Here is a 15791-nt window from a genome sequence, read left to right as displayed (position 1 = left end):
CCCGGCGGGGCGGAGGATTCGGGGGCGACGCCGTCCGTACGGTCGAACGGCCACCGTACGGAGCATGCGTCCCGGGTGGGGCGGCCGGGGCGTTCCCCTCCGGGGTGCCATGGCTCCCGGCGCGGGGACCAGACACCCCGTGCCGTCCTGACCACCGGCGATCGAACCGACTGCCGATGCGGGGCTGCCGATCCGGCCGTAGTCCGCGAAGCCGTGGGGCGGTTGGTCCCCCGGACCTCCCCCGAGGCCCGACCTCCGCGAAACTGGCCGGAATCAGTCGTTCAGGAACCGCGAACGGCTCCTCTACGGGGCCTACTTGCCGCCGATCCCCTTCGTGCCGATGTGGAAGATCTTGTGGGTCGTGCGGGTCATGTCGACGATCAGTTTGGTGGTGTCCCCGCCGCCCCAGGTGAGGGTGATGGCGGCCTCGGTGTAGTCGGCGGTGCCGTTGTCCGTCACCTTCCACCTCATGGGGGTGTTCTGCGCCTGGAGGACGCCGTCCGCGTGGTTCTTGTCCTCCCAGGCCCTCAGCTTCTTCAGGTAGGCGGGGGTGAGGTAGTACGCGCGCAGTTGCTGGGCCAGCTTGCCGCCGCCGCTGTCGAGGTCGCTCTCGGCGTCGACGTAGGCGCCGTAGAAGTCGGCGATGCGGGTGATGTTGTCGTCCGGCGAGCCGCTCACGGTGCGCGGGGCGCCGGCGGATGCCTGGGCCGCCACGCCCAGCCCGAGGGCGAGGGCGAGGCCGGCGGCGAGGGCGGTGCGGCGCGTGGCCTTCTTGCTGTTCACGTGTGGTCCCCGTTTCGGGTCGATGCGGTGCTGTGGTCGAAACGAGCTTCGGCGCCCGGCGGCGGCGACCGCAACGACCGACACCGACCTCGCGACGGTGGAACCGTCCCACCCCCGCTGACCTCCTCATATGGGGAGTGCCTGGGATGCCGTCCCGGGACGCGACACGCACGGGGGAACGGTGTCGGGCGAGGGCAACGACAAGGACGTCGAGGAGTTCGCGGCACTGCTGCGCCGCCTGAAGGCACGCACGGACCGCAGCTACAGCCAGTTGGCCCGCCGCCTGAACATGAACGCGTCGACCCTGCACCGCTACTGCGTGGGCGAGGCGGTGCCCCTCGACTTCGCCCCCGTGGAACGCTTCGCGGCGCTGTGCGGGGCGACGGCGGAGGAGCGGCTGGAGCTGCACCGGTACTGGATCCTGGCGGTGGCGGCACGACAGCGGCCCCGGGTCGCCGCGCCGCCGGCGGAGAGCCCGGTTCCGGTACCGGTACCGGAACCGGACGAGGTCCCCGAGGCGACGCCCGGCCCCTGGTACCGCCGACGCCTGACGCTCACCGCCGCCGTAGTGTGCGCGACGCTCGCCCTGTGGGGCACCCTGTCGGCGGTGTCCACCCACGGCACGGCCAGGCCGAAAGCCTCACCGTCCGCCCTCCCTGCTCCCCTCGCCTGGACCGCCGACTCCCAGGTGTGGACGATCCACTGCAGCCACGACTACGTCGTGGACGAGTCACCCACGCAGGTTCCGCCGCCACCGGCCCCGGAGGACGCCGGAGCCTGGGCGGCGAAACAGCACGCGGTGCACGGGCACGACACGAACATCGAGATCTCGGTGCAGGGGCGGACGTCCACGGCGGTCGTCCTGGAGGCGCTGCGGGTACGGGTCGCGGGACGTGCCGCGCCCGCGCACGGCACCGCCTACGCGATGGACCAGGGCTGCGGCGGAGGTCTGGTCCCCCGCTACTTCGGGGTGAACCTGGACGCCCGGCACCCCCTCGCCCGCCCGGTCGCCGGAAGCGACGACCTGGGCAACCGGACCCCGGCACTGCGTCTGCCGTACCGGGTCTCGGCACAGGACCCGGAAGTACTGATGGTCACCGCCCGCACCACGACCTGCGACTGCCGCTGGTACCTCGAACTCGACTGGTCCTCCCAGGGCCGCACGGGCACGCTCCGCATCGACGACCACGGCAAGCCGTTCCGCACGACGAGCATCAAGGGCCTGCCGCACTACTGGTACTCGGCGAAGGGCTGGGCGCCTTACGACGGTTAGGGCCGCGGCAGGTTCCGGATGTTGGAGCGGGCCATGTGCAGCATCCGCCCGACTCCGCCGTCCAGCACGATCTTTGACGCCGACAGCGCGAAGCCCGTCACCATCTCCGCGCTGATCTTCGGCGGGATGGACAGGGCGTTGGGGTCGGTGACGACGTCGACGAGGGCCGGCCCGTTGTGCTTGAAGGCGGCTTTCAGGGCGCCTTCGAGGTCCTTGGGCTTCTCGACCCGCACTCCGTACGCACCGCACGCCCGCGCCACGGCCCCGAAGTCGGGGTTCTTGTTGGTGGTGCCGTACGACGGGAGGCCGGCGACCAGCATCTCCAACTCGACCATTCCCAAAGAGGAGTTGTTGAACAGGACGACCTTCACCGGCAGGTCGTACTGGACGAGGGTGAGGAAGTCGCCCATCAGCATGGAGAATCCGCCGTCGCCGGACATCGACACGACCTGCCGCTCCCTGTCCGTGAACTGGGCGCCGATCGCCATCGGCAACGCGTTCGCCATCGACCCGTGGGAGAACGAACCGATGACCCGGCGTCGCCCGTTGGGCGTGATGTAACGCGCGGCCCACACATTGCACATCCCCGTGTCGACGGTGAACACGGCGTCCTCGTCGGCCAGTTCGTCGAGGACGGAGGCCACGTACTCGGGGTGGATCGGGACGTGCTTCTCGACCTTCCGTGTGTAGGCCTTGACGACGCCCTCCAGCGCGTCGGCGTGCTTCTTGAGCATCCGGTCGAGGAACCGCCGGTCCCCCTTCGGCTTCACCCGCGGGATGAGACAGCTCAGCGTCTCCTTCGCGTCGCCCCATACCGCGAGGTCCAACTTCGAGCGCCGGCCGAGGTGTTCGGGCCGTACGTCGATCTGGGCGATCTTCACGTCGTCGGGGAGGAACGCGTTGTACGGGAAGTCGGTGCCGATGAGGATCAGCAGATCGCACTCGTGGGTGGCCTCGTAGGCGGCGCCGTAGCCGAGGAGACCACTCATCCCCACATCGAAGGGGTTGTCGTATTGAACCCATTCCTTGCCGCGCAGGGCGTGTCCGATCGGGGACTTGATCTTCCCGGCGAACTCCATGATCTCGGCGTGCGCGCCGGCCGTGCCGCTGCCGCAGAACAGGGTGACCCGGTCCGCCTCGTCGATCATCTCGACGAGCTTGTCGATCTCGGTGTCGCCGGGGCGGACGGAGGGGCGGGAGGTGACGAGGGCGGTTTCGACGGCCTTGTCGGGGGCGGGCTCGGAGGCGATGTCGCCCGGGAGGGCGACGACGCTGACCCCGCTCTGCCCGATCGCGTGCTGGATGGCGGTCTGGAGGAGCCGGGGCATCTGCCTGGGACTGGAGATCAGTTCGCTGTAGTGACTGCACTCCTGGAAGAGCCGTTCCGGGTGGGTCTCCTGGAAGTAGCCGAGGCCGATCTCGCTGGACGGGATCTGCGAGGCGAGGGCGAGGACCGGGGCCATGGAGCGGTGGGCGTCGTAGAGGCCGTTGATGAGGTGGAGGTTGCCGGGGCCGCAGGAGCCGGCGCAGGCGGCGAGCTTCCCGGTTATCTGCGCTTCGGCGCCGGCGGCGAAGGCGGCGGTCTCTTCGTGGCGGACGTGGATCCAGTCGATGGCGGAGTTGCGGCGGATCGCGTCGACGACCGGGTTGAGGCTGTCGCCGACGACGCCGTAGAGGCGCTCGACTCCGGCGCGGACGAGGATGTCGACGAACTGTCCGGCGACGTTCTGCTTGGCCATGGCTCTCAGGTGCCCTTCGGTTTCCGGTGTCCTGCGGATCCCTCTGGGTTCCATGAATTCACAGCACAGGCCGTCACGCCTCCCAAACGGCGGCGGCCGTGCGGTCGTCGGCATAACCCTTGACCCGCACTTGGGTGTCGGCGAGGAACGCGGCGAGACCGGGCGGGGTGGGTCCGGACCACCGCCCCGACAGATGGGCGGACAGCTCGGGCTCGCCGCGCAGCGGTTCGGCGAGGCCGCCGGTGCACATGAGGAGGGTGTCGCCGGGGCGGGCGACGGAGGCGCGGAAGCGGAAGGGTTCGCGGGGCGGTTCGGGGGCGGGTTCGTACGGGCTCGGCGGGGTCGGGATGCCGAGGTCCATGGTGAGCCGGTCGCCCTCGGGCGTCTCGGCGGGCTGCGACCCGAAGCCGACGACTGCCTCGCCTGCCGTGTCGCCGACGGCGGGCTCGATGTCCTGCCACTCGCCGTCCCGCAGCCGGAACAGTCCGCCGGGGCCGACGCCGAAGAAGACGCGGGTACGGCACTCGGGGTGGGCGGGGAGGAGGAGGCAGCGCAGGGTGGCCGAGTACTCCTCCGGTTCGACGCCCTGTTCGGCGGCGCTGGCCCGGAGTTTGCCGAGGCTGCGGTCGGTGAGGCGGTGGAGCCCGGACTTGAGATCACCGCGCCGGGCAGCGCGGATGTCCTCGGCGAGCCGCGCGTGACTCCGCCCCACGGCCCGCCCGATCCAGTGACAGGCCTCGGCGGCGGCCCGGTGCGCCCCCGGCGTGGCCCGCGCCCCGGTCGCCATCGCCACCAGCACCAACGCCTGCTCCCCGACCCCGAACCGCGCGGTCAGCAACGAGTCCCGCCGCGGCTCCCCCCGGAACCTCGCGGAGTCCCCCCGCACGGACACGGCCCTGATCGTGCTCGTCCCGTACCGCGCCCCGTCCAGCACGGTGTCCGCGACCAGGTCGTCGAGGTCGTCCGGGTCGGCGGGGGGCAGGGCGGTGGGTTCGGCGTCGTAGGTGGGCGGACCGGAGCCCACGTAGTCGAGGGTGAGGGACGCGGGTGGGGGTGGGAGGGCGGGAAGGTTGGGAGGTGGGACGACAGGGAGGGGCTGTGGGGTGGGGGCGGACGCGGCCGGTGGCTGGGGATAGGGGCGCGGGTCGAACGGACGGTCCGGGCGGGGGGATGGCGGGGCGAGGGCGGGGTTGTCGGTGGGGGGCGCGGAGAGGGGCTGCGGGGAGGTGGGCTGAGGGGAGGGGCTCCGGGCGGACAGCCCCTCCGGACGGAGGTCCCCCGGAACTCCGGCTGGACTGTCGGCAGGGGGTGCGGGAATGGCCGGTGACTGCGGATAAGCGGGCGGGGAGGACGAGCCATCCGGACGGAGAGACTCCGAAGCCCCGGCGGGATCGTCCACAGGACGCGCGGGAACCACCGATGACTGCGGATAAGCGGGCGGGGAGGACGGACCATCCGGACGGAAAGGCTCCGGAGCCCCGACGGGATCACCCACAGGACGCGCGGGAACCACCGATGACTGAGAGCCGGAGAGCCCGTCCGGACGGCGGCCCGCCGGAGCGACGGCCGGGTTGTCCGCAGAAGGCGCGGGATCCGCCGGACGCCGCGGGTACGCGGGCGGGAACTCGGCACCGGCGGGCCGCTGAGGGTCGGCCGGCGAGAGGTCGGGCTGTGTGTCCGTGCCGCCGGGGGCTGCGGTCGGGAGGTCGCCCGGAGCCGCCGGGTCTGCCATGTCACCCCGGAGGGGAACGGACCCATCACTACCCCCCGCCGAACCGCCCCCGGCACCACCCGCCCCCGCAACACCGGACGAGCCACCCCCATCGCCGTCCCGAACCGCCCGGGGCGGCGCCCCATCCACCGGAACCCGTGACTCGGCAGCAGCGGTGCCCGGTGCCCCCGTCACCTCATGGAGCGGAGGTCCAGGCGGGAACGGCGGCGCACTGGACGGCGGTTCCCAGGAAGCACCCGGCGCGGCCGAACCCGTAGCCGCAGAAGGTCCGGAGTCGGGTTCGGCGCCCGCGCGGGGCCCCGGGACACCCGGGCCCCCCGGACGCGCCCGCTCATCCGCCGGAGGCACCCCCACCGTCCCCGCCGCCGAGGCGAACCGGTCGTCCACGGAGTCGGCCGCGGCCGTGGGTCCCGTGTCGGCCGCGGTGTCGTCGTACAGCTGGCCCCACCAGTCGTCCTCGTGACCGGTCGGCGTTCCCCCCTGCTGGCTCATGCCCCTAATTGTCCACCGCGCGGGCCGGATGAAAACGGGGCGTCGGGAAAATCCGGTGCGCGCCCCTCCTCGAACGGCGTGTCGGATGACGGACCGAACACCCGTCCGACACAGAGCCCCACAGGGCCGCCGGGCGATTCCACCCCCCACGGGAGAACCGCCCGGCGACAACCGGGTGACCCGGCCCCAGATCCCCTACATGCCTGCGCACGTCATGGAGCCGGGTCACGTTCCAAGTGACCGAATCCCGTCGCGGGTTCGGCCCGTCCGGTCCCGAGTGTGACCTGTCTTCCTGAGGATCCGCTGTGCTGCGCGGACCGTCCCCCGCGCGATCCGCCGTCTGCGAATCCGCAGGCCAATAAGGCTCAATACGACCATTTCGGGCGGCAGTTGATGCCCTGGTGGCGCAACCTTGGCAGAGGGGCGGGCGGTACGGCGATGATGTGCCGAGGCGGGTTCGCGCCGTGGCTGTTTTCCGCCACGGCGCGCGCGACGCGACGGGGTCTTCGGGGAGGGGCGGCAGCCGATGCTGGGAGCGATAGGTCTGGACGAGGCCCACGAGTCGGCGTACCGGGCACTGGTGTCCGTCGGCGCCGCGGACGTGCCCGATCTCGCCCGACGGCTGACGCTCGGGGAGTACGACACCGAGCGCGCCCTGCGCCGCCTGGAGCGGCACGGACTCGCGGCCCAGTCGTCGGCCCGCCCCGGCCGCTGGGTCGCCGCCCCGCCCGGGGTCGCCCTCGGCGCCCTGCTCACCCGGCGACGGCACGAACTGGAGCAGGCCGAACTGGCCGCCGCGCTGCTCGCCGAGGAGTACCGGGCGTCGGCCGCCGAGACCGCCGTACACGATCTGGTGGAGGTGGTGAGCGGCGCCGCGGCCGTCACCCAGCGGTTCCTCCAGCTCCAGCTCGGCGCGAGCGAGGAGGTGTGCGCGCTGGTCACCGGGAACCCGGTCGCCGTCACCGGCATGGAGAACGACGCGGAGGAGCAGGCCGTCGGCCGCGGGGTCCGCTACCGCGTCGTCCTCGAACGCGCGGTGCTCGACCTGCCGGACGGCATCACCGAACTGACCGCCGCGGTCGGCCGGGGCGAGCAGGTGCGGGTGGTGGACAGGGTGCCGACCAAACTGGTGGTCGCCGACCGGACCCTCGCGATGGTGCCGCTGACCTCGCACACCGCGGAGCCCGCCGCGCTCGTCGTGCACGCGAGCGGCCTGCTGGAACTGCTCTGCGGCCTCTTCGAGTCGGTGTGGCGGAACGCCCTCCCGCTGCGCCTGAGTCCGCCCGGCGCCACCGAGCAGGAGCCGGACGGCCCCGACGGCACGGACCTGGAGGTGCTGTCCCTGCTGCTGGCCGGGCTGACCGACGCCAGCGTCGCGAAACAGCTCGGCCTGGGCCTGCGGACGGTCCAGCGCCGGGTGAAGCGGCTGATGGAGCTGACCGGCGCGACGACCCGGCTGCAACTGGGCTGGCACGCCTACGACCGGGGCTGGGTGGCCCGGGGCTGACCTGCGGTCTCACCCGGGATCCCGCAGGCTGGGCAGATGGGAGTGGGTGAACTCCTGCTGGTCGGCGTCGTCATCCTGTTCGGCCTGTGCGGAGTCTTGGTGCCCGGAGTGCCGGGGTCGTGGCTGGTGTGGGCCGCGGTCCTGTGGTGGGCGCTGAAGGACCCGCGACCGGTCACCTGGGGCGTCCTCGTGGGCGCCACGGCCGTCCTCCTCCTCTCCCAGGTGGTGCGCTGGGTCCTGCCGCCCCGCCGGCTGCGCGCGAGCGGCGCGACCCCCCGGATGGGCGTGTACGCCGGAGTCGGCGCGCTCCTCGGCTTCGTGCTGATCCCCGTGCTCGGCGCGGTCCCCGGCTTCATGGCCGGGATCTACGTCCACGAGCGCCTGCGGCTGGGCCGGCACGGCGAGGCCATGGCCTCGCTCCGTACGGCGATGCGCTCGGGCGGCTCCAGCGTGCTGACGGAACTGTTCACCTGCCTGCTGATCGCGGGGGCATGGCTGGGCGCCACCATCTGGGGCTGACCCCATCCGGGCCCGCCCACGCCGGGTTAACACATCGGATCTCTCCCGTTCTATTGACGAGCAGACGCCCCTTCTCTACGTTCCCTCCCGGGATAGCTCCGATGAATCTGCTCAGTCCGCTGGAATCGCCGAGCCGCCGGGAGACACCGTGTCCAGCCCGTCCAGACGTACCGTCCTCGCCACCGGCTCCGCCCTGGGCGGTGCGCTCCTCGCCGGGGGCGTGCCCGCGCAGGCGGAGGCCACGACCGATCACACAAGCGCGGCCGACCCGTGGCGCGCCGTCCTCGACGACGCCGACCTCGTCTGGCAGCGGATGCCGACGACCTGGTACGAGGGCCCGTTCCTCGGCAACGGCTTCCTCGGCTCCGGCATCTACGCCGAGCCCGGCGCCGAGACGAGCGCCGTCCGCTTCAACGTCCAGCACTCCGAGGTCCAGGACCACCGCCCCGAGTACGGCTCCCTGTTCGGCCTGGCCCGGCTGCCGATCGGCCACTTCACCCTGGAACCGGTCGGCACGATCACCGGCCTGGACTGGCGCCTCGGCCTGCGCGACGCCGAACTCACCGGCACCCTCACCACCGACCGGGGCACCCTCGCCCTCCGCGCCCTCGTCCACAACGACCGCTCGGTCCTCGCCGTCGAGGTCACGCCCAGCGCGGGCGAGCGCGACTTCCGCTGGGTGTTCCACCCCGCCGACGCGATCAGCCCCCGCGCCGCCTTCAAGCCCCTCCCGGACGGCTACACCGGCAACCCGCCCGCCGAGGTCGCCGACCACGACGGCGTCTCGGCCGCCGTACAGCCACTGCTGTCCGGCGGACAGCATGTGACGGCGTGGCGGGAGCGGAGGGACCGGCGGGCCCGGACGCTGTACGTCCATGTCGCGCACTCGTATCCGAGGACGACGGCCCTGGACCGGGCACTCAAAGAAGTGCGCCGCGCCTCCCAACTCCCCTACTCCACGCTGGCGTTGACGCACCGCGCCTGGTGGCACGCCTACTACCGCAAGAGCTTCCTCTCCCTCCCCGACGCCCGGATCCAGCGCTTCTACTGGATCCAGCTGTACAAGGTCGCCTCGGCGGCCCGCCGGGACGCGCCGGTGATGGCGACGAGCGGGCCCTGGCTGGAGCCGACGCCGTGGCCGAACACCTGGTGGAACCTGAACGTGCAGTTGGAGTACTGGCTCATCCACGGCTCCAACCATCTCGAACTCGACGCGGTGACACGGGCGTTGAGCGAGTTCCGGGACAACCTCGCCAAGGAGGTCGCGGCGCCCTACCGCGCCGACTCGCTCGGCATCCCGCGCACCACCGACCCCCAGCTGGTCAACGGCGCCGCGGGCACGCTCACCGGCTACGGCGTCGGCATCCCGGGCCAGGACTCGCCGACACCCGAGGTCGGTGACCTCACCTGGGCCCTGCACAACGTCTGGCTCAGCTACCGCCACACCATGGACGAGTCGATCCTGCGGGACGTCCTCTTCCCGCTCCTGCGCAAGGCCGTCAACTACTACCTGCACTTCCTGGAGCCGGGCACGGACGGCAAGTTGCACCTCCCTGCCACCTTCTCCCCCGAGTACGGCGGCAACTCACGGGACTGCAACTACGACCTCATGCTGCTGACCTGGGGCTGCCGCACCCTCCTCGAATCCGCCGAACTCCTGGGCATCGACGACGAGTCGGCGCCGCGCTGGCGCGAGGTGCTGGCCAAGCGGGTGGCGTATCCGACCGACGCCAACGGCTTCATGATCGGCGCGGACATCCCCTTCGCGAAGTCCCACCGCCACTACTCGCACCTCCTCGCGGTCTACCCGCTGTACGAGGTGACCGGCCGCACCCCCGACGAACTCGCCCTGATCGAGCGGTCGTTGGCACACTGGGTCGGCTTCGAGGGCGCCCTCCAGGGCTACACCTTCACCGGCGCCGCCTCGATGTCCGCACTGCTCGGCAAGGGCGAGGACGCCCTCGGCTACCTCGGCCAACTGATGACCCGCTTCATCCAGGCCAACACCATGTACAAGGAGTCCGGCCCGGTCATCGAGACCCCGCTGTCGGCGTCCCAGTCGCTGCACGACATGGTCTGCCAGTCCTGGGGCGGGATCGTCCGCGTCTTCCCGGCCGTGCCGGCCGCGTGGGCGGACCTCACCGTGCACGACTTCCGTACACAGGGCGCCTTTTCGCTCAGCGCGGTCCGCAGGAACGGCGCGACCCGCTGGGTACGGCTCGTCAGCGGGGCGGGCGCGCCCTGTGTCGTACGGCACGGGATCGCGGGCCCGGTGGACGTGCGGGACGACCGCGGACGGCCGCTGCGGTACACGTCCGTGGCCGAGGGGACCCTCCAAGTCGCCCTGAGGAAGGGCGAGTCGGCGCTGATCACCGCCAGGGGCGACCGTCCCGACCTGACGATCGCCCCGGTGCGGCCGAACGCGGACGCCCCGCGCTGGGGGCTGCCCCTCAGCTGAGCGTGCCGAGACCGACCGTGTCGGCCAGCGCCCGCATGCCCGCGTCGTTGAAGTGGAGGTGGTCGCCGCTGTCGTAGGCGGGCAGGATCCGGTCCGGCTGCTCCGGGTCGCGGACGGCGGCGTCGAAGTCGACGACCGCGTCGAAGGGGCCGCCGGCACGGAGGGCGACGTTGATCCGCTGCCGCACGGCTTCGCGGGCCGCCGTGTACCCGCTGTTGCCGCCGTAGGGGGTGAGGGTCGCGCCGATGACGCGGATGCCGTGGGCGTGGGCGCGGGTCACGAGGGTGCGGTAGGCCTCCGCGAAGGCGTCGGGGTCGGTGGCGTTCGGGGTGCCCTTGATGTCGTTGACGCCCTCCAGGACGATCACCACCCGCACGCCCGACCGCGACAGGGCGTCGGCGTCGAGGCGGGACAGGGCGCTCGGTCCGACGTCCTCGCGCAGCAGGCGGTTGCCGGAGATGCCGGCGTTGAGGACGCCGAGGCGACGGGACGGGGGCAGGGTGTTGAGGCGCTCGGCGAGCCGGTCGGGCCAGCGGTGGTTGGCGTCGCGGGTGGAGCCGTTGCCGTCGGTGAGGGAGTCGCCGAAGGCGACGACGCTGCCGGCCGCCGGGGCGTCGAGGACGTCGACGCCGGTGACGTAGTACCAGGAGGTGGTGGTCGTCGTGTACGCGGAGCCGTCGCTGTCGGCCGCCCAATTGCCGCTCGGGGCAAGGTAGTTGGTCTGTCCGGCCGCGCGATGGTAGGTCGCCGGGCCGGAGTCGTCGGGTGTGTGGACCGTGATCAGGAGGTCCGCTCCGGCGGGTACGGCGAGCGGGACGGGGTCGGTGACCAGGTCCTCACCCGCCGGGATCGTGACCGTCCGGGCGCCGTCGAAGGTCGCGGTGCGCATCGAGCCGGGCACGGCGTCCGGACCCGACCCGCGCAGGGCGACGGTCACCGCGTCGAGGCGGAGGGGGGCGGTGCCGAGCCGGTTGGTGAGCCGGACGCGGGTCGCGTCGCCGCCGACGCTGAGGTGGACGACGTTGCGGAAGGAGGCGCCGGAATGGGCGGTGGTGGTGCCGGAGGGAGCGGCCTCCCAGGTGCCGGTCCAGGTGTCGAAGGGTTCGGGAGCCGGGGCTTCGGCGGTCGCCGTGCCCTGCCCGACTCCCGCGCCCAGTACGACCACCAGCATTGCCACGACGATCCGTCCGGCCCCGACCATGAGCGCTCCGCCTCTCCCCGCCGACCACTAGGAGGCGACCGTGGCACGCGGGGACGGGCGGACGGCGGAGCATCACCGGTGGCCGCCGCCGTATCCGCCTGTCCGGAGTAGGGCGGAGGACGTAGATCCCGAAGCCGATGCGCCGGGCGGGCAGGCGTGTTTGGCTGCGGGCATGACCGAATTCACCGACGCCGAGCGCGTGTACCTCAGATCGCAGCGGCTGGGACGACTGGCCACCGTCGACCCCAAGGGGCAGCCGCAGGCGAATCCCGTCGGCTTCTTCCCGCAGGACGACGGGACGATCCTGGTCGGCGGCTACGCGATGGGCACGACGAAGAAGTGGCGCAACCTGAAGGCCAACCCGAAGGTCGCGCTGGTCGTGGACGACATCGTCAGTGTCAGGCCCTGGAAGGTACGGGGCATCGACATCCGCGGCGAGGCCGAACTCCTCGTCGGACCGCACGAGTTGGGGCCGCACATGAGCGAGGAGGTCATCCGTATCCATCCGCGGCGGATCCACAGCTGGGGACTGGACGCCGAGTAGGGGGTTTCGTCCGGATCGGCGTTTCGGCGCGCCGGGCGCCAAAGATCGGCGATTCTTGCCCAGTTGGGGGATGCCTGGTAGGACTGTGGCGCGCCGTCACCGTCACATGTTCGATTCTGCGGGGGTTCATGTGGTCGCCACGGCCTTCACGTCTTCGCCGCGACGCCCGGATGTCCCGCCTCCTGCTCGGCGGCGGCTTCCCGCCGTCGCCCGGCGGGCCACCCGGCACGGGCTGGTGCTGTCCGCCGTCGCGGTGACCGTACTGCTGTGCGCGACGGCACTGGCCGCGCTCGCGGCGCTGGCCGGGAGTTCGGTGCAGGCCGGGGCCGTAGGACGGCTGGCCGGCGACCCCGGCGCGCAGGTGAACGTCAACGCGTCCTTCCGGGCCGGGGGGATGGCCGCCGCCGACCGGGATGTACGGGCCGCCGGCGAGCGGGTGTTCGCCGGGGTGCCGCAGCGGACGTATGTCGGACTGCTGGGCACCTCGCCGGTCTCGGTGACGGGGATCGACGGGGTGGCGGGCCCGCCGCGCGGTCCCGGGGGCAGCGGGCTGCACCCGGTCGCGGTGCAGGACGGGGGCCGGTTCGGGCGGTTGACCGCCGGGCGGTGGCCCGCCGGTACGGCCGACGCCCCGGCCGGCGCGTTCACCTCGCTGCCCGATGTCCCGGTCGCCACCGGGTCCACCGCCCCGGCCGACACGGCGGTGCCCGAGGCGCTGGCCAAGCGCCTGGACGTGACGGCCGGTTCCCGTCTCCGGGTGCAGGACGCCTTCGGCCGCGCCATGACGCTGCGGATCACCGGCGTCTTCCGGGCGACCGGTGCCGTCGGGTTCTGGCCCGCGATGGCCGGTGACCTGACCCGGGGCGAGACCGCGGACCAGGACCTGCTCGTGGTGTCGGCGTCGGCGCTCAACGGCAGCGCCGTCCTCAACGGGCATCTGACGGCCCACTGGAGCATGCAGCCCGACCTCTCCGGGCTCGACGCGGACGGCCTCGCCGGGCTGCGCGACCGGCTGCGCGCGTTCTCCGGCAGCCAGGGCCGCGTGTCGGTGTTCGGCGGCCGGGAGCCGTCACTGGACGACCTGACGGTGGCCTCCGGTCTGCCGGGCGCGATCGACGACCTGACGGTGCCGACGGTGGCGGCCCGTTCCTCGCTGTACCTGCCGAGCGTGATGCTGGCGGTCCTCGCCCTCGCCACCCTCGTACTGGCCGCCCGCCAGCTGACCGTGCGGCGGCGCGACGAACTGGCCCTGCAACAGGCCAGGGGCGCCGGCACCCTGCGGTTGCTGCGCGGCGCTGCGGCCGAGTGGGCGCTCACCGGCGTCCCCGCCGCCGCCGCCGCGCCCTTCCTCGCCGGGCTGCTGCACCCCGGCAGCCGGGGCGCCGACGCGTGGGCGGCCGTAGGCCTGACCCTGCTGGTGCACGCGGCGGCGGTGCTGCTTCCCGTGCTGCCGTCGGCGCGCGCACGGCCGGCGCGCGGTGCGCGGGCCGCCGCCGCGCAACGGCTGGGCGCCGACCTCGCGCTGCTGGCCGCGGCGACCCTCGGTTACCTGGAACTGCGGCGGCACCATTCCCTGATCGCCGACGTCGGCACCGGCAGCGCCTCCGCCGACCCGGTGCTCGTCCTGGTGCCGACCCTGGTGGCCGGCGCCGCCGCACTCCTGCTGCTACGGCTGCTGCCGCTGACCTCGCTGCTGCTGGACGCGTTCGGCCGGCGTAGCCGGGGCCTGGTTCTCGCCCTGGCGGGCTGGCAGTTGAGCCGGCGGGCCGAACGCAACGCGGGGCCGGTGGTGCTGATGTGCCTGGCCGTGTCGTTGAGCGCCTTCGCCACCACCGCGCTGGCCTGTCTGGGCGGCCTGGCGTCCGAGCAGGCCGCGTTCACCGTCGGCGCGGACGTACGGATCACCCCGTCGGCGGACGACGGCTACCCCGCCCCCGTACTGGGCGCCGCCTATCGCTCACTCCCCGGAGTGACCTCCGCGACCCCGGTCACGCAGTCGACGGTGAACCTGCCCGGCGGCGCCACCGAGAACCTGGTCGGCACGATCGGCGGGCCCGTGCCCCGCACCCCGGCACCGGTGGTCTTCGGGATACCGCTCCCCGGGCGTCCGACCGCGCTGCTGCTGGACGAGCGGCTGCGCAGCGACGGCGACCGCACGGCCCCGAGCCTGGAGCTGACCGTGCAGGACGCGTCCGGCCTCGTCAGCGCGGTGACGACCCACCTGCCCGCCGCCGACGGAGCCCGGCACACCCTCGTGATCCCGCTCGGCGTGGCACTGAGCGGCGGCCACCCGCGCGCGTATCCGCTGACGGTCACCGCCGTGAACGTCCTGCCGCAGCCGAACGTACGGCCCGCGCGGCTGGACCTGGACCTGCTCCGCGTCGGCGCGCGCGGCGCCACGGACACCTGGGTCACCCGGCTGCCCGGCGGACAGACCTGGACCGACGGCACGGACCACGCCGCCGACTCCACCGAGGGCGCCTGCAAAGGGAAGTTGTCCGGCGGCTACGGTCCCGGCGCCCCCGGAGTGTGCGCGATCGTTCCCGGCGCCTCGGAGGTACTCCGGACCACCATCAGCACCGGCATCAAGCCTTCCCAGTCCGTCGGAGACGCCTTCGGCGGTCTGTCCGACAGCGACTACGACACCGTGTCCGGCAGCCAGGTGCGCTTCGTGGCGGGCTCGGGCGGTGATCCGGCGCCGCTGCCGGTACGCGCCGACGCCTCGGCGTTGCGCGACGCGCGCCTGACAGTGGGCGGCACGACGACCCTGGATCTGGGCAAGGGCCGGATCACCGCCAGGATCGTGGGCCGCGTCGACTCCCTGCCCGGACTGGGCCGCGGCCAGGGGCATCTGATCGCCGACCAGCGCCGCCTCGCCACCGCGCTGACACTGGCCGGTGTCGACCAGGAGGACCCCGCGTTCTGGCTGCTCGACAGCACCGACAGCGCGCGTACGGCCGCCGCCGTCGAGGCGCAGCCCGCGCTGGGCGGCGTCACCACCGCTGCCCGCACCGCCGTGTCCCTTCAGGCCGACCCGTTCCGCGGCGGGCTGCGCCGGGTACTGGAACTGGTCCGCTACCTCGCCCCCGGTTTCGCGGTCATCGCCTTCACCGTGCACGCGGTGGTCTCCACCCGGCAGCGCCGCAAGGAGTTCGCCCTGTTGCGCGCGATCGGCGTCCGCACCAAGAACCTGTCCGCGCTGCTGGCCGCCGAGCAACTGAGCCTGGCGCTGTTCGCGGTCGTCCCCGGGGCACTGATGGGCATGGCCCTGGCCTCGGCGGTACTGCCACTGGTCACCGTGGACGACACCGGCCAGGCCCCCTATCCGCCGCTGCCCCAGATCGTCCCCTGGGCCACGGTGACCCTGACCGCGCTGACGACCGCCCTGACCATCAGCGCGGCCGTGCTGACACTGGCCCGCCTGCTGTCCCGGGTGGACCTGGTACGTGTGCTGCGAGCGGGGGAAGACCGGTGAGCCGTGGGGCGGAGCGTGGCGGGGAGCCGCCCCGCAGCCAGGCGCACGGCGGTGCCCCAAGCCGTGGG

Annotated in this window: 10 protein-coding genes; 6 read left to right on the top strand and 4 right to left on the bottom strand. The window is 72.9% G+C overall.

Annotation, left to right across the window (positions count from 1 at the left end; translation table 11 throughout):
* Positions 1-312 precede the first annotated feature (312 nt).
* Entirely contained in the window at positions 313-783 is a 471-nt protein-coding gene (locus ACIQBL_RS08105; protein ID WP_401938180.1) for a hypothetical protein, read from the bottom strand.
* A 130-nt stretch (positions 784-913) separates the two neighbouring features.
* On the opposite strand from ACIQBL_RS08105, the gene ACIQBL_RS08100 reads away from it, so the two are divergent.
* Positions 914-2056, top strand: a complete 1143-nt coding sequence (locus tag ACIQBL_RS08100; protein WP_401938177.1) for a helix-turn-helix domain-containing protein — start codon at positions 914-916, stop codon at positions 2054-2056.
* On the opposite strand, the gene ACIQBL_RS08095 is transcribed toward ACIQBL_RS08100, so the two are convergent.
* The gene (locus tag ACIQBL_RS08095; protein ID WP_401938174.1) at positions 2053-3795 is read right to left on the bottom strand and encodes a pyruvate dehydrogenase; all 1743 of its coding nucleotides are present in this window, start codon (positions 3793-3795) and stop codon (positions 2053-2055) included. The two genes, ACIQBL_RS08100 and ACIQBL_RS08095, sit on opposite strands and share 4 nt — an antisense overlap.
* Before the next feature lie 73 nt (positions 3796-3868).
* Entirely contained in the window at positions 3869-4819 is a 951-nt protein-coding gene (locus ACIQBL_RS08090) for a protein phosphatase 2C domain-containing protein (RefSeq protein ID WP_401938171.1), read from the bottom strand.
* 1726 nt (positions 4820-6545) lie between these two features.
* Between ACIQBL_RS08090 and ACIQBL_RS08085 the strand changes: the two genes are divergently transcribed.
* The 3 genes from ACIQBL_RS08085 (at position 6546) to ACIQBL_RS08075 (ending at position 10503) form a co-directional block, all read left to right on the top strand.
* On the top strand, positions 6546-7526 hold the full coding sequence (locus ACIQBL_RS08085; protein WP_401938169.1) for a winged helix-turn-helix transcriptional regulator: 981 nt from the start codon (positions 6546-6548) through the stop codon (positions 7524-7526).
* A 36-nt stretch (positions 7527-7562) separates the two neighbouring features.
* Complete coding sequence (locus ACIQBL_RS08080) at positions 7563-8045, top strand: DUF456 domain-containing protein (protein ID WP_401938167.1); 483 nt, start codon at positions 7563-7565, stop codon at positions 8043-8045.
* A gap of 148 nt (positions 8046-8193) precedes the next feature.
* Entirely contained in the window at positions 8194-10503 is a 2310-nt protein-coding gene (locus ACIQBL_RS08075; protein ID WP_401938165.1) for a glycosyl hydrolase family 95 catalytic domain-containing protein, read from the top strand.
* Here ACIQBL_RS08075 and ACIQBL_RS08070 read toward each other — a convergent pair.
* A complete protein-coding gene (locus ACIQBL_RS08070) occupies positions 10496-11704 on the bottom strand; it encodes an SGNH/GDSL hydrolase family protein (protein WP_401938162.1) in 1209 nt (402 codons plus the stop codon). The genes ACIQBL_RS08075 and ACIQBL_RS08070 overlap by 8 nt on opposite strands.
* 172 nt (positions 11705-11876) lie before the next feature.
* Here ACIQBL_RS08070 and ACIQBL_RS08065 point away from each other — a divergent pair, with 172 nt between their 5' ends.
* Complete coding sequence (locus ACIQBL_RS08065; RefSeq protein ID WP_401938160.1) at positions 11877-12248, top strand: PPOX class F420-dependent oxidoreductase; 372 nt, start codon at positions 11877-11879, stop codon at positions 12246-12248.
* A 106-nt stretch (positions 12249-12354) separates the two neighbouring features.
* Entirely contained in the window at positions 12355-15723 is a 3369-nt protein-coding gene (locus ACIQBL_RS08060) for an FtsX-like permease family protein (protein WP_401938157.1), read from the top strand.
* Positions 15724-15791 lie beyond the last annotated feature (68 nt).

It is taken from the genome of Streptomyces sp. NPDC088350 (genome assembly GCF_044753545.1).
Taxonomy (GTDB): domain Bacteria; phylum Actinomycetota; class Actinomycetes; order Streptomycetales; family Streptomycetaceae; genus Streptomyces.
The sequence above is the reverse complement of the archived record's forward strand: the minus strand, read 5'-3'. Positions and strand labels throughout refer to the sequence as shown.

Coding starts and splice junctions, on each gene's coding strand:
- ACIQBL_RS08095 (WP_401938174.1), bottom strand. CDS start 3,795: ATGGCCAAGCAGAACGTCGCCGGACAGTTCGTCGACATCCTCGTCCGC.
- ACIQBL_RS08085 (WP_401938169.1), top strand. CDS start 6,546: ATGCTGGGAGCGATAGGTCTGGACGAGGCCCACGAGTCGGCGTACCGG.
- ACIQBL_RS08070 (WP_401938162.1), bottom strand. CDS start 11,704: ATGGTCGGGGCCGGACGGATCGTCGTGGCAATGCTGGTGGTCGTACTG.
- ACIQBL_RS08100 (WP_401938177.1), top strand. CDS start 914: ATGGGGAGTGCCTGGGATGCCGTCCCGGGACGCGACACGCACGGGGGA.
- ACIQBL_RS08080 (WP_401938167.1), top strand. CDS start 7,563: ATGGGAGTGGGTGAACTCCTGCTGGTCGGCGTCGTCATCCTGTTCGGC.
- ACIQBL_RS08060 (WP_401938157.1), top strand. CDS start 12,355: ATGTTCGATTCTGCGGGGGTTCATGTGGTCGCCACGGCCTTCACGTCT.
- ACIQBL_RS08065 (WP_401938160.1), top strand. CDS start 11,877: ATGACCGAATTCACCGACGCCGAGCGCGTGTACCTCAGATCGCAGCGG.